Origin of the sequence: Clostridium tarantellae (assembly GCF_009295725.1) — a bacterium.
GTDB lineage: Bacteria > Bacillota > Clostridia > Clostridiales > Clostridiaceae > Sarcina > Sarcina tarantellae.
The window spans coordinates 1-14,828 of the sequence record NZ_WHJC01000061.1; the positions used below are offsets into that span (position 1 = coordinate 1).

A 14,828-nucleotide genomic window follows, 5' to 3' on the forward strand; every position below is an offset into this window, starting at 1 on the left:
TATACATATAGTATATTGGTTATTTTCACCTTTATCAATTAAAGTAATATTTTATCAATATACTATTTATTAATACTTAAAAGCTATAGTAATATTTAATTCTTTTTTTCATATTAATAATATAAGAATTATTTTTATGAGGTGAAAAACTTGAAATATATAGGTCCTTTTTTTAGAATGAATTCTCTTTCTACTAAAGAGATCGAATCACAACTTCTATATTTATCAAGAGAAGCTATAAAACATATCGTTTTGGAATCAAGATGTGGAATTACAATAAATTCAAAAATTTTAAAAAACATAGAATTTACAAAAGAAGAACTTGCAAGTTTTCGTGGAACAACTCCTTTGCTTTGTGTATATAAAAAAGCTAAACCTAATATATATTCTTCTAAATACTATAAAAGCTGGGATGATACTACTTTCAAAAAAGATATCCCTATATTATCAAATGCTCTTATGACTTCTTCATTAATTTATTTAACTAGATATTATGATAGTTTTACCTCTTTAGATGATCAATTAAATGAAATATCTAATTTATATAAAAGCTTAAGTAAAATTCAACTTGAATTTTATTATAATTATTTACGTAATAATGAAGGTTTTTTTATAGATAAAAAAAATCTTGAATCTATTCATCAAGGTGAATTAAATTTAAGTGAAAAAAACTCAAAGTTTAATCTTGTTGATCAAGCATTTATGATGATTTCTTATTATTGCTATGCTAAAAATTGTAAAGAAGATGAAGATTCAAAATCATATGAAAAATTTGCCTTTGAAATACTACAAATGTTTTTAGAAATAAAAGAAAGTATTTATTTATTATCACTTAATGATTGTTGTAAAATATGCTTTTGTTTAAATGTTATGTTTAATTTATCTAAAGATGAAAATTGTAAAATTCTTTTAATAGATTTATGTGATTATATAAATTCTAAATATTATGAATCTGCTAATTCTATTTCTGATCTTGAAACTACTGGATTATTGGCTATGAATCTTATGCTTGCTTATGAAAATTTGAATATATCTTTATTTAAAGATTCATTTACAGATATAATAGATTTATTCATTAATATGTATGATGATGAAAGAGGCATATTATCTAAATCTTTAAATAAAAAAGAAATAAAATATTCTAGTATTGAAATTATTTTATATATTTTAAATATGATTTTATACTATAAATATATAGATTCATCAAAAAATATTGCTGATATTATATTTAAAGTTTATAAACAATATATTGTTAATTCTGGTTTAATAACTGGTTTTCCTGAGCCACCTAATTTAGATTCATATGAAAGATATATAAATTCTTCATTAAAATCTTCAGATCTTATAGAAGAAGCTATGTTTAGAATGCCTAATTGTAATAGTCCAGAACTAACTGGATTAGCCTCTATTTTTATGAAAAATGTAATTTATTCAAGAAAAAAAGAAGTATTTTCAAGTAACAAAAATACATTTGATAGTAATATAAATTTTTTATTATTTTTTATAATTAATTATTTATTACAATCTGACTATATAAATAATATGTTTTCCAACATAAAACCTGCATATAATAAAAAATCTATTAATACTAAAAAAACTTCTTCTAAAATAGATAATAATGAAGATATGGTATCAGATTCTATAGATATTTCTTTAAATGATGCAATATTAGATGTAGAACTTGAAAAAACTAAAAATAATGAGGATTTATTAATAAATTTTAATAATAATGAAAATGATTTTAATATAGATGAATTCTTTTTAAAATCTCCATAAAATTATTAAAATTCTATAATAAAAATCTACTTACATTATGTAAGTAGATTTTTATTTATATATTTAAATATTATGTTGCCATTTTTATCTACAAATAAGTATTTTATTTTATCTGATTTACACCAAATATCATTAATATTATATAAAGAAATTATAGATAAATTTTTATCAAAAATTTCAGAATTAGAATTTATAAATTCATAAGTAAAATTCTCTTCATTTAAATCTAACTCACCTATATATATCTCAAATTGTCCAGCTTCTAAAATATCTTTTAATTTTTCTTCATCATATAAATTTAAAGATACCTTAATTGAATATTTACTTTTTAATAAATCTCTTATAAATTCTCCTATAAACTGATTTTCTAAAGTATCCTTACCTATTAACCTTATTGTTTTATCATAAATATTTAAATTGTAAAAAAATTGTATTGCTTGTGTATAATAACTTTGTCTTTTATCATAATTATCTAAAATTTCAATTGGTTTATTAGAAATATCTTTTTCAACCACTTGTAAATAATTCAATTCATTAACATTCCACTTTCCTATATTATTTTTTATTATATAACTATCCATTAACTCTAAATTTAAAGCATTCATTATACCTTTTCTAAAATCTAAAAGTCCAGAAATAGCATTATCACAATTAAAAATTAATATTTTCATAATATTAGTAGTATATATATGATTACTAGTTAGCAAATTACCTTCTTTAAACAAAGTAATAGGAGGATTTTTCATTACATCTATTTTACCAATATTGTATGCAGCAAAATCTAACTCCTTTTCTTCACTTTTAATAAATACAATTTCATTTACTCCTGCATTATTAGGATAAAATTTATTTTTTATTAATTTTATTTCTTTAGTATCTTTATTTAAACTATTAATTATATATGGTCCTGAATATTTTATTCTAGTATAATCATTTAAATAATTATTTAAAGGGCTTTTCAAATCTCTTAGTCTATAAATAGGCTTTGTTAAGTTATATAATAAATCATCATCAACCTTATTCATTTTAATAGCTAGTGTAAACTCATCTATAGCTTTTATTGCAACTTCATTAAAAGAATTTTTCCCACTTCTATATTCCTTTACTCCATATATAGAATCTAATTCATCACCAATAAAGTTTTTATTTTGAGGAGATAATAAATCTTTAAAATAATCTTCAAAATCTTTAGCTTTAATTTGATTACCATTACTCCATTTTATATCTTTTTTTATAATAAAAGTATACTCTAATTTATTATCACTTAATTTCCACCCCTCACTTAATGCTGGTATAATATTACCCTTTTCATCAACTTCGACTAAACCTTCAAATAAAGAACATATTAAATCATTTTCACCAACACTAACCCCTAAATTTGGTAATAAAGAACTAGGAATACTCTCAACAGAATAAATTATACTTTCATCTTCTTTGTTTGAAGTTGTTTCTAAGCTACTTATTTTATTACAACTAATCAATAATACACTTATGACTATAAAAAAAATTAAATTAATACTTTTTTTCATTAATATATATCTCCTGTATAATGTAATTACTATCATTAATAAATTATTAACAAGAAACTTAATATTAATCAGTTAAACTTTAAAATATTTGTTAAATGATATATCATTATAATTAAAATTATTGTAATTAAATGATTTAAACCACTTTTGATTTAATAAAAACTTATTTCCATCTATAATATCTATTTTTTTTCTAATAATTTCTAAATAATTTTTACTGTATATATCATGATGAAAAACTCCAGTGGTAACATAGTACCCCCTATATCCATCCTCTTTATTAAATACAGTCATAAAATTATTATAATCACTTAATGTTATTGCTAAATCTTTATGAAATTTTAATATAATATTTTTATTTTTAACTTTTAATTTAAACACTAAATTATTTTTTTCTTTAACTAATATTAAATAATTTATGTTTAAATTTTTACATTGTTTTTCTATAAGAAATTGTACCTTATTTATAGAAATTTTTCTTAATTTCATTTTAGCTCTTTCTAATTTATCTTTATTAAATGTAAAATATATTTTTTTAATTAATAACATTATTAATACTCCCAAAAGAATTAATATATTAAAGTATATGATATGATACACTCAATTATTTAAGAGTATTATATTTATATAAGCTATGTTATAATTTATTTAATCTTTACAAAAAATGGAGGTGTTGTTTATGACCTTAGCAAATGAAATTGTTGGGCTAGTTTTCCAAGGTATAGCAATTATATTTATGATAACTATGATAATTTTAGCAATATGGGCTTTCATAATTGCTAATAAAGCCTTTAATCAAATTAAATACCAAAATTATTTATTAGAAAAAATAGCTCAAAATATTTATTTAATTAAAGATAAAAAAAATAATATTAAAAACGAAAAAAATTCAACTGAATATATATCAGATAATTACATAGAGAAATAATTATTGAATTTTTACATAAAATAAGTTTGTTATTCAAATAATGTTAATAATATGCAATTTAAGAATTTTAAACAAAAAGAGTAACAATCCTACATATTGGATTTGTTACTCTTTTAAATATTATTGATTATTATTTTAAAATCAATTTTTCAAATTCTTCCTCTGAGATAATATTTAACCCTAAAGCTTTAGCCTTTTCATATTTAGAACCTGCATCTTCCCCTACAATAACATAATCTGTTTTTTTACTTACACTTCCAGAAACTTTAGCACCTAATAACTCTAATTTTTCTTTTATTGAATTTCTAGAATAATTTTTTAAAGTTCCTGTTACAACTATAATTTTTCCTTTTAAAATACTTTCTTCTATTAATTGTTCTTTATATTTTGGAGAAACTCCTATATTTAACAATTCATTTATAGTATTTAAAATTCTTTCTTCTTTAAAAAATTCTATTATACTATTTGCAACTATATCTCCTACATCAGATACAAGAATAAGTTCCTCAAAAGATGCATTTTTAATATTATTTAATGATTTAAAATGATTAACTAAATCTTTGGCTGTTTTCACACCTACATTAGGTATTCCTAAAGCATAAATAAATGAAGCTAAAGAACACTCCTTACTATTTTCAATAGCATTTAATAAATTCTGTGCTTTTTTAGGTCCAAACTTTTCTAAATTAAGCAATTTTTCATATTCTAATTTATATAGATCTGAAATATCTCTAATATCTAGCTTTTCAAATAATTGTTCAGCAGTTTTTTCAGAAAATCCTTCTATATTCATAGCTTCTCTTCCTGCAAAATGAACAATAGTTTTAACTAATTGGGGCTTACAGCTTAAAGTATTTTCGCAGAATATATGAACTCCATCTTGAATTAAATGAGCTCCACATGCTGGGCATATAGTAGGTGGTATTATTTCTTTTGCATATTGTAAACTATCTTCTACAACTCCCATTATTTCTGGAATAACATCATTACTTCTTCTTATGAAAACCTCAGCATTAATCTTAATACCTTTTCTATTTATATCATCCATATTATTTAAGGTAGCTCTTTTTACTGTTACTCCAGCTAGTTCAACAGGCTCTAAAATAGCTGTTGGTGCTAATCTTCCACTTCTTCCAATATTCCACTCAACATCTATTAACTTCGTTGTTGTTTCTTGTGCTGCAAACTTATAAGCTATAGCCCACTTAGGAAATTTAACAGTATAACCTAATAATTCTCTTGTTCTAATATCATCAATAGCAATAACTATTCCATCTATATCGTATTGTAATTCAAATCTTAAATTTTCTATATATTCTATTTGCTTTTTTATATCATCTATATCATTACATACTTCTATGTAATCATCCATAGGAAATCCTTTTTCGTTTATATACTTTAGCATTTCTTCATAAGTTTTAAACTGAACTCCTTCTTTATATCCAATATCATAGAAAAAAGCTGATAATTTTCTTTTTGCAGTTTCCGCTACATTTAAGTTCCTTAATGCTCCTGCTGCACCATTTCTTAAATTTTTCAAAGGAACTTCAGCCTTAGCATTATATTCTTCAAATGCATTCTTTGTCATTACAGCCTCTCCATGAATTTCTAAAAAATCATTAGAGTCTATTTTTAATGGAATTGTTCTTATTGTTTTTATTTGAGCTGTAACATCTTCACCTACTTCACCAGTTCCTCTAGTAGCTCCAGTTATTAAAACTCCATTTTCATCATAAGATAAGTTTATACTTAAACCATCAAATTTTTTAGTAAGTATATATTTTGCTAATGGTAATTTTTCTGTAGCAGTTTTATTATATTCTTTTATAAATTTAATATTTCTTTTATGCCACTCTTCTAACTCTTCTATTGTTTGAGCTTTATCTAAACTCCATAGCTTAGCTTTATGAGTATATTTCTTAAATTCTGGAAGTATAATATCGCCAACTCTTTGGGAAGGTGAATATGGTAATATATAACCAGTTTCTTTTTCTAATGAAACTAATTCATCATAATTTTTATCATATTCTTTATCAGTTATAGATGAACTACCTAAAACATAATATTCGTAAGCATATTTATTTAGCTTTTTAACTAATTCTTCAATTTTTTTCTTTACTTCCATTTTTATACTCCTTTTATAATAATTCCAATGGTGCAAAACTTAACATTAAATTTTTAACCCCTTGGCTATCGAAAGCTATTGTTAATTTAACATCATTTTCAACTTTAGTAGCTGTTATTATGGTTCCTACTCCAAATTTAGAATGCTTAACTTTTCTTCCTATTTTGGCCTCTGTTACAGTGCATTTTTTGCTTGTTTCATCAGATAAACCTAATATATCATCTAATCTTTTATTAGCTTGAGAAGTAGTCATATTGCTTCTACCATAAGTCATATTTCCTCTTAGACTATGAGGATTATTATAACGAGAATTTATTCCTTTACTAGTTGTCGTAACAGAATTTGCATTATTAACTTTAGGTTTATTTATATACTCTTTAAGATCACTTGGAACTTCTGAAATAAAATCTGATTGAGGATACGCAACTGTTTTACCGAATACCATTCTAGTTTCAGCTGAAGTCATATATAGCTTTTCTCTAGCTCTAGTTATTCCAACGTAGCAAAGTCTTCTAGCTTCCTCCATTTGTGAAGTCTTATCAAAACAAATGTTATTAGGAAATATTCCATTTTCCATTCCAACCATAAATACTACTGGAAATTCTAATCCTTTAGAGCTATGGACTGTCATAAGCATAACATAATTATCTTCTTCACCCATACTATCCATATCCTGAATTAACGCAACTTTTTCTAAATATGTAGATAAAGATTTATCTTCTTCATTGCTTTTTTCAAATTCTACAGCATCAGATACTAGCTCTTTTAAGTTTTCTATTCTACTTTCATCTTCTAAAAGTTTAGAATCTTTTAAAGCTTGTAAGTATCCACTTTTTTCTAAAACATATTCTATAAATTCTGAAACTTTTAATTGTTCTGACATAATCATTAAATCATCCATCATATCGGTAAATTTCTTTATTGGATTAATACTTCTTGATGTTAACCCTGGTACAGTATCTATATCTAATAGTGAATTATATAATGTATCCTCTACTTCATTAGCATATAGTTGAACTTTTTCCATTGTAGTATCTCCAATGCTTCTCTTAGGAACATTTATTATTCTTCTTAAACTTATAGCATCTTGAGGATTTACAATTACCTTAAGATATGAAAGAATATCTTTTATTTCTTTTCTATCATAGAATTTAAGGCCTCCAAAAATTCTATAAGGAATAGTTGCTCTTCTAAAGCCTTCCTCAAAATTACGAGATTGAGCATTAGTTCTATATAAAATAGCAAAATCACTATAATTTAAGTTTTTTTCTTGCATAATTTTTTTTATTTCTTCTACTATAAAAGTAGCTTCCATTTTATCTGAATAAGCTCTATAAATACTTATTTTTTCTCCTAAAATTTGATCTGTTCTTAATACTTTTTGTTTTCTTTCAGCATTATTTTTTATAACTTTATTTGCTGCTTCTAAAATATTTCCTTTAGATCTATAGTTTTGTTCCAATTTTACAACTTTAGCTTCTGGATAATCTTTTTCAAAATCCAATATATTTCTAATATCTGCTCCTCTCCATGCGTAAATACATTGATCATCATCACCAACTACACATATATTTTTATATTTATTTGCTAATAATTTTGCAAATTCATATTGAGCCTTATTTGTATCTTGATATTCATCAATCATTATGTATTTAAATTTATTTTGATAAAATTCAAGAACATCTGGATTTTTTTTAAATAATTCTACTGTTTTAACAATTAAATCATCAAAATCAAGAGCATTATTTTGTCTTAATTTTTTTTGGTATAATAAATATGCATCGGCTATTTTACTTTTTCTAAAGTCTCCTTCAAATTCTCTTTTAAAACTTTCAGCACTTTGTAAATTGTCTTTAGCTTTACTTATAGCTCCTAATATTTCCATATCAGTTATATCTTTTTCATTAATATTAAGCTCTTTCATAACATGCTTTATTAAAGTCTTTTGATCAGATGAATCATATATTGTAAAATCTTTTTTATAGCCTAATTTTTCTATTTCTCTCCTTAATATTCTTACACATGATGAATGGAAAGTTGAAATCCACATATATTCTGCTTCATTACCAATTAAAGCCTTCACTCTTTCTTTCATCTCTGCCGCAGCCTTATTAGTAAATGTTATTGCTAAAATATTGTAAGGTTTTATATAAAGGTCTTCTATCATATGTGCTATTCTATGGGTTAAAACTCTAGTTTTTCCTGATCCAGCTCCTGCTAATATAAGTACTTGACCTTCTATAGTTGTAGCTGCCTCATATTGCTCCTTATTAAGTAAGCTCTTCAAATCCAATGGAATCACTCCTTCTCATTATATAACTATGAATATTATATCATAATACCCTAAAATTTATTTAAATAGACATAAGTTGCTTTAAAATAGTTTTTTATATAAAAATAAAGTATTAGTAAATATTTTCAATACTTATCTTAATACTTGTCAATTATATTGATATTATTACATAGAAAAATAAAAATCATTTTTTTATTTTTTTGCAATTTTAAATTCATATTAATTTTTAAAAATAAAAAAACGCAACCCTTGGGGCCAGGTTGCGCCTTAGCAATAAGCAATAAATAAAAAGGGGGCTATTTATTCCTTTTATTTATCCTTGCAATGATTATTATAGTAAACCTACACTTAAAATGCAAGTAATTTTATAACTTTTTTTGCAACTCCTTTACATAAATGAAGGAAGACAATCATTTATGTAAATTTTATTCAAAACTTTTGTACAGTATTGTTAATTCTTCCTCTGTTAGCTCTCTATATTCGCCTTCTTCCAAGGTTTCATCTAAAGGAATAGTACCAAATTTTATTCTTTTTAAATACTTAACTTTTTTTCCTCTAGCTTCAAACATTCTTTTTACCTGATGATATTTTCCTTCTTGTACTGTAACATGTACTTTAGCCATATCTTCTAAATTTTCTACAATTTCTAAATTAGCACTCATACACTTATATCCATCATCTAAAGTTATTCCTTCTTCAAAAGCTTTAATATCTTTTTCATCTATAGGTGCATTTATTTCTGCATAATAAATTTTATCCACATGCCATTTAGGAGATATTAACTTATGATTTAAATCTCCATCATTAGTTAATAATAAAAGTCCTACTGTATCTTTATCTAATCTTCCTACAGGAAATGGCTCAAAAACTTGATGTTCATAATATAACAAATCAATAACTGTTTCATCTCTATTATCATATGTAGCCGAAATTACTCCATCTGGCTTATTCATCATTAAATATATGTACTTTCTATATATAACTTCTTCTCCATTAACTACTATTTTATCTATTTCTGGATTAATTTGAAGTCCATTATCCTTTATAACTTTTCCGTTTACCTCTACAAATCCTTTTTTCACCACTTGCTTTATTTCTTTTCTAGTACCATATCCAAGGTTCGACAAAACTTTATCTAATCTTTCCAAGAGCTAAAACCTCCTTAAAATTTAATTATTTCTTAATTATAACACATTACTTTTTTTATTTAACATTTATATATTAATTAACTGCTTAAATATTTTTTTAATAATTTATTGGTAACACTATACTAGAATAAATTAAAAATCTTTTCAAAAACTATTATTACAAAATAAAAGGAGTGATATTACTATGGCTCATAAAAACAATAAAAATTCTAAAGATAATAAGAAATCTAATCCTAAAACTAAAGCTGAATTAAAGAAAATGAAAATGGAAACCTCTGATGAATTTGGATATTCACAAGAATCAAGAAAACTTGGGAAAGATAAATGCAGATGTCATGACCCTCATTAAAAAAAGTCAGGAGAATATCTCCTGACTTTTATTTACTCTTCAACTATAAATTCTAGACTATCATAATCTTCATAACTACGCTTTTTATTGTAATGACTTTTAGCTAATACTAAAAGTCTATATTGACCTGGAATAAAAGGCCTAAAGGTATAATAATTTTTTCTACTATATCTTTGTACCAATTTCCAGCTACCATTAATCATAATATAATATTCATAACAAACAGCAGCACCACCATTACTAGTTGTAATAAAATTAAGCTCTTCATTTAATTTATAAATTGCTTTATTAGCAGATATTTTGGTGTTTGTAACAGGCAATGCATCATTTATATAAAACTTCACTTCTCTTTTATTATCAAATCCATTTTTGCATTTTTTATTTTTTGCATATAATTCAATTTCATATTTTCCTGAACATTTAGGTACAACAGTAATTTTATTATTATTTATATAATTTGTTTCTTCTACAATTTGTTCATTTATTTTAGTTACATATTTTATTAGAGTTTCATTAGTGTTTGTTAATATTGCCTCTAATTCTATCTTATCACCAACTAAAAAATATCCTTTTGAAGGGACTAAAATATGTTGTATCTTTCCCTCAATATATTCTTTTACTTTTAAATGAAAAACTGTATGTGCATCATATTCTTTTTCTGAGTATTTATCTTTTACTCTTACTTCTAATTCATATTCGCCAGTTTCTTTTGGAGTAAAAGAAGTCCAATTTGCATTACCATAAGGTATTTCTTCTTGTTTTAATCCATTTTTTAATATAACAAATGAATATCTTAAATTATATCCACCATCTGTAATTACTTTTACTTTAATTGATTCATTAACTAAATAATCCTTATCCTTATCTAAAATCACATCTGTTATTATTACTGGCTTTACTCTCTTTTCTTCTACTGTATAATTTATTATAGCTTCAATTTCATATTCTTTATCACATTGTTCATCTTTAGCCCATAAAATTATTTTATAATCTCCTTTTGCTTTAGTATTCCATACAAAGGTACTGTTTCTTGTATATCCTGAATCCTCAGCAATAGGTCCATCTATTTTAAATCTATATAATAAATTATTTCCACCTTCTACAATTGATTTAATTAAAACATTTGCCCCATTTATTTGAGGTGAACTTAAATCTGTTGTAAAACCCTTTAATTCTAAAGGTTTATAAGATAATACCTCATACACCATAACCGCTCTATCATCAAAATCATTAGCTGAATACATATCTCTTATCATACATAAAAGTTTATAACTTCCAGCTTTTTTTTCTATAAAACTAACCATTTTTCTCGTTGAATAATCTTGTATACAATAAGTTTTTCCATTAGGATTAATTTTTACAAACTTATAAAGTGCTGTTCTTTCATCTTCAAAATTTCCATGAACTTCAAATGATAATTCTCTATCAACTAATCTTTCTTCACTTAAGCATGAAAAATTAGTTATTTCAGGCTTTTTAAATCCAACTGCATTAAAAGAAATAGTTTTAAAATCATCAAAGCTATTTGGAGAATCTGTAGTTTTTGCTTCAACTAAAAATTCAAAAGTTCCCTCTTCATTTATGGTATATGTTAGACTATTATCCACTCCATAATCCTTTATTAATTGCCATCCATTTTTAGAATTTATAAAATATCTATACATAATAAGAGGAACATCACCATCTACATATAAGTTTATTTTTTCACCTATAGTTAAGTTGTCTTTATCTACATATAGTCTCTTTATTAATCTATCTTCATTTACTCCCACAGCAACATTTTGAGAAACTTTAAAATCAAAAGATTTATTGGAGTTCTTTTTTTTAGCTTCAGCAATAATCATGTAATTTCCATCATCTCCTGGAATCCAATTTACTTCTGCTTTTTCATTAAACTCCTTTAATGTTTCCCAAATTCCATCCTTTCCAGCTAATATTTTGTATTTTAATTCTTCATTAGTATTATTTATAACTTTTATATTAATGGGCTCAGCCCTATCTATAATTTCTTTTTCTTCTATTTCTAATAGTATTTCTCCCATAAAACCCCTCCCATAAAATTACCCTATTACCTATAATAAATTATATTACACTTTCCATATTATGTAAACAAAATATGGTATAGATCTATTTTCCAATTTATTTATTTTATATTTTTGAATAAATTATATATATATTGATAATAATATTGTTAGTGTTATTACAAGTAACACTAATAAATCTCCTAATTTTATTATATCCATATAATCAAACCATTAAATAAAAATCTCAGGGTTATCCCTGAGATTTTTTCATATTCTCTATAAGTTTAGAAAGATTAATTAATAATCTTTCATCATCCTCTTTAGATCTTTTAGCAGGATTTTTTCCTCTTAATCCAGCTTTTCTAGCTTTTTGATTTAAATGTCTTTCAAACAATAATCTATCTATGTTTTCATTTGTATATATATACCCCTTAGGATTTATAGAAAATGCTTTTTTTCCTAATGACATAGCTGCTACTCCATAATCTTGAGTAACAACTATATCATTTTTTCTACATTCATTTATTACATACATATCAACACTTTGAAAGCCATCATCAACAATTTTAACAGTTGAATAATTAGAACTTATTCTATGATGTATATCACAATAGATTATTACTGGCAAATCATATTTTTTAGCTATGTTCTCTATTATACTTTTACCAGCACACCCATCTCCATCTACTATAATTCTCATAAATTATAATCTTTTCTCTAATTCAGCCTTTAAATCCTCAAATCCAGGCTTTCCTAATAAAGCAAACATATTCTTCTTGTAAGCTTCAACTCCTGGTTGATTAAATGGATTAACTCCTAAAATATATCCACTTAATCCACAAGCCTTTTCAAAGAAATAAACTAATCTTCCAAAATAATATGGTGATAATTCTGGAACATTAACTACTATATTTGGAACTCCTCCGTCATTATGTGCTAATAAAGTTCCTTGGAAAGCTTTTTTATTTACAAAATCCATAGTTTTTCCAGCTAAGAAATTTAATCCATCTATATTCTCAGCACTTTCTTCTATAACAACTTCTTTTGCAACTTTTTCTACATTAATTACAGTTTCAAATAAGTTTCTTCTACCTTCTTGAATATATTGACCCATTGAATGTAAATCTGTTGTGAAATCAACTGCTGCTGGGAATATTCCTTTATTATCTTTTCCTTCTGATTCTCCATATAATTGTTTCCACCATTCATTGAAGAAATGAAGATTTGGCTCATAATTAACTAATATCTCTATTTCTTTTCCTTTATTATATAAAGCATTTCTTGCTGCTGCATATTTGTAACATGCATTTTCTTCTAATGATGGATTAGAATATTCTTCTCTAGAATCAGCTGCTCCTCTCATCATTTCATCTATATTTATTCCTGCAACTGCTATTGGAAGTAATCCAACTGGAGTTAAAACTGAGAATCTACCTCCAACATCATCTGGAATAGTAAATGTTTCATATCCTTCTGTATCAGCTAAGCTTTTTAATGCTCCTTTATTAGCATCTGTTGTTGCATATATTCTTTTCTTAGCTTCTTCTTTTCCGTATTTCTTTTCCATATAATCTTTAAATATTCTAAATGCTATTGCAGGTTCAGTTGTTGTTCCTGATTTTGATATAACATTAACGCTTATATCTTTTCCTTCTATAGCCTGTAATAAATCCATCATATAAGTTGAACTTATGTTATTTCCTACATAAAAGATTGCTGGAGTTTTTCTTTGTCCTGCTGATAAAACATTATAAAAATTATTTGTTAGCATTTCTATAGCTGCTCTAGCTCCTAAATAAGAACCACCTATTCCTATAACTATTAAAACTTCTGAATCATTTTGAATTTTTGTTGCTGCTTTTTTAATTCTTTCAAATTCATCTTTATCATAATTTATAGGTAGATCTATCCATCCTAAAAAGTCATTTCCAACACCATTTCCATTATGTAACTTTGAATGAGCTTCATTAACTGCTCCTTGCATATATGATATTTCGTGCTCTTTTAAAATTGGTGCTGCATTTGATAAATCAATAAATAATTCTTTTTTCATAATAATACCTCCATATAATTATTTATAATATGAATATAAATAATCATTATTTCTAACCTTTTTAATTATATCATATTGTTTCTATAAATGTTATTTTATATATCATCATATTAATAATTTAATATAATATTTCAATAGATATTACTATATATTATTTTCAAAAATTAAAAGAATTTTACCTACTCCAAAAATATATTATTCCCTGTGCAACAATTAAAAATATAAAAATACAAAGAAATGCCCAAGGAAGAATTATAATATATTGTGAAATCATTAAGGAAATAAGCTCTTTAAAGTTTAATTTTTTTCCTAATTTAACCTCTTCCATTAACTCTTTATCTCTTTTTTTTCTTTCTTCTAATCTATCATTAAATCTAAACATTTTAATTCCCACCCTTTAATAAAATTTTAAGTTTCTATGTTTTATTAAAAATACTTAATTATATATCTATATAAAACTATAGTTTACTATAAAAAACTTCTCTAAACTAAACTTTTTTATAGACATACTTATTAAAAATTCTTCAAAGTAAATTTTTTAACTTTATTTAAATAAAAAATATTAAAAATTCAATTTATGTACTACTTAATAAAGAAATAAAA

12 protein-coding genes are annotated in these 14,828 nt (G+C 24.2%); 3 read left to right on the top strand and 9 right to left on the bottom strand.

Annotated elements, in window-relative coordinates; translation table 11 throughout:
• Positions 1-150 precede the first annotated feature (150 nt).
• Positions 151-1,776: a hypothetical protein gene (locus GBZ86_RS06245; protein ID WP_152888811.1), complete on the top strand. Its 1,626-nt coding sequence runs from the start codon at positions 151-153 to the stop codon at positions 1,774-1,776.
• A 35-nt stretch (positions 1,777-1,811) separates the two neighbouring features.
• On the opposite strand, the gene GBZ86_RS06250 is transcribed toward GBZ86_RS06245, so the two are convergent.
• Both GBZ86_RS06250 and GBZ86_RS06255 read right to left on the bottom strand, forming a co-directional pair.
• Positions 1,812-3,305 carry an ABC transporter substrate-binding protein gene (locus GBZ86_RS06250; protein ID WP_170272173.1) on the bottom strand — a complete coding sequence of 498 codons (1,494 nt, stop codon included), beginning with the start codon at positions 3,303-3,305 and terminating at the stop codon, positions 1,812-1,814.
• A gap of 72 nt (positions 3,306-3,377) precedes the next feature.
• A complete protein-coding gene (locus GBZ86_RS06255; protein ID WP_152888815.1) occupies positions 3,378-3,854 on the bottom strand; it encodes a hypothetical protein in 477 nt (158 codons plus the stop codon).
• Between the two features lie 130 nt (positions 3,855-3,984).
• Here GBZ86_RS06255 and GBZ86_RS06260 point away from each other — a divergent pair, with 130 nt between their 5' ends.
• A complete protein-coding gene (locus tag GBZ86_RS06260; protein WP_152888817.1) occupies positions 3,985-4,233 on the top strand; it encodes a hypothetical protein in 249 nt (82 codons plus the stop codon).
• Positions 4,234-4,363: 130 nt separating this feature from the next.
• Here GBZ86_RS06260 and ligA read toward each other — a convergent pair whose 3' ends face one another.
• The 3 genes from ligA to GBZ86_RS06275 all read right to left on the bottom strand — a co-directional run bounded on the left by ligA (position 4,364) and on the right by GBZ86_RS06275 (position 9,799).
• On the bottom strand, positions 4,364-6,358 hold the full coding sequence (gene ligA / locus GBZ86_RS06265) for an NAD-dependent DNA ligase LigA (RefSeq protein WP_152888819.1): 1,995 nt from the start codon (positions 6,356-6,358) through the stop codon (positions 4,364-4,366).
• A 13-nt stretch (positions 6,359-6,371) separates the two neighbouring features.
• Positions 6,372-8,651, bottom strand: coding sequence for a DNA helicase PcrA (gene pcrA / locus GBZ86_RS06270; RefSeq protein WP_152888821.1), 2,280 nt, complete (start codon positions 8,649-8,651; stop codon positions 6,372-6,374).
• 425 nt (positions 8,652-9,076) lie between these two features.
• Positions 9,077-9,799, bottom strand: a complete 723-nt coding sequence (locus GBZ86_RS06275) for a pseudouridine synthase (protein WP_152888823.1) — start codon at positions 9,797-9,799, stop codon at positions 9,077-9,079.
• A gap of 184 nt (positions 9,800-9,983) precedes the next feature.
• On the opposite strand from GBZ86_RS06275, the gene GBZ86_RS06280 reads away from it, so the two are divergent.
• On the top strand, positions 9,984-10,148 hold the full coding sequence (locus tag GBZ86_RS06280; RefSeq protein WP_152888825.1) for a small, acid-soluble spore protein, alpha/beta type: 165 nt from the start codon (positions 9,984-9,986) through the stop codon (positions 10,146-10,148).
• 32 nt (positions 10,149-10,180) lie between these two features.
• Here the strand turns inward: GBZ86_RS06280 and GBZ86_RS06285 are convergent, their stop codons facing one another.
• From GBZ86_RS06285 to GBZ86_RS06300, 4 genes are all read right to left on the bottom strand, one after another.
• Positions 10,181-12,190: a triple tyrosine motif-containing protein gene (locus GBZ86_RS06285; protein WP_152888827.1), complete on the bottom strand. Its 2,010-nt coding sequence runs from the start codon at positions 12,188-12,190 to the stop codon at positions 10,181-10,183.
• Positions 12,191-12,422: 232 nt separating this feature from the next.
• Positions 12,423-12,872, bottom strand: coding sequence for a YaiI/YqxD family protein (locus GBZ86_RS06290; protein ID WP_152888829.1), 450 nt, complete (start codon positions 12,870-12,872; stop codon positions 12,423-12,425).
• A 3-nt stretch (positions 12,873-12,875) separates the two neighbouring features.
• Positions 12,876-14,225: a glucose-6-phosphate isomerase gene (locus GBZ86_RS06295; RefSeq protein ID WP_152888831.1), complete on the bottom strand. Its 1,350-nt coding sequence runs from the start codon at positions 14,223-14,225 to the stop codon at positions 12,876-12,878.
• A gap of 175 nt (positions 14,226-14,400) precedes the next feature.
• Positions 14,401-14,607: a hypothetical protein gene (locus GBZ86_RS06300; protein WP_152888832.1), complete on the bottom strand. Its 207-nt coding sequence runs from the start codon at positions 14,605-14,607 to the stop codon at positions 14,401-14,403.
• Positions 14,608-14,828: the final 221 nt, after the last annotated feature.

Bases quoted from the DNA above. Each gene is read 5' to 3' on its own strand.
- ligA (WP_152888819.1), bottom strand. From the start codon at position 6,358: ATGGAAGTAAAGAAAAAAATTGAAGAATTAGTTAAAAAGCTAAATAAA.
- GBZ86_RS06285 (WP_152888827.1), bottom strand. From the start codon at position 12,190: ATGGGAGAAATACTATTAGAAATAGAAGAAAAAGAAATTATAGATAGG.
- GBZ86_RS06250 (WP_170272173.1), bottom strand. From the start codon at position 3,305: ATGAAAAAAAGTATTAATTTAATTTTTTTTATAGTCATAAGTGTATTA.
- GBZ86_RS06255 (WP_152888815.1), bottom strand. From the start codon at position 3,854: ATGTTATTAATTAAAAAAATATATTTTACATTTAATAAAGATAAATTA.
- GBZ86_RS06300 (WP_152888832.1), bottom strand. From the start codon at position 14,607: ATGTTTAGATTTAATGATAGATTAGAAGAAAGAAAAAAAAGAGATAAA.
- GBZ86_RS06260 (WP_152888817.1), top strand. From the start codon at position 3,985: ATGACCTTAGCAAATGAAATTGTTGGGCTAGTTTTCCAAGGTATAGCA.
- GBZ86_RS06280 (WP_152888825.1), top strand. From the start codon at position 9,984: ATGGCTCATAAAAACAATAAAAATTCTAAAGATAATAAGAAATCTAAT.
- GBZ86_RS06290 (WP_152888829.1), bottom strand. From the start codon at position 12,872: ATGAGAATTATAGTAGATGGAGATGGGTGTGCTGGTAAAAGTATAATA.
- GBZ86_RS06295 (WP_152888831.1), bottom strand. From the start codon at position 14,225: ATGAAAAAAGAATTATTTATTGATTTATCAAATGCAGCACCAATTTTA.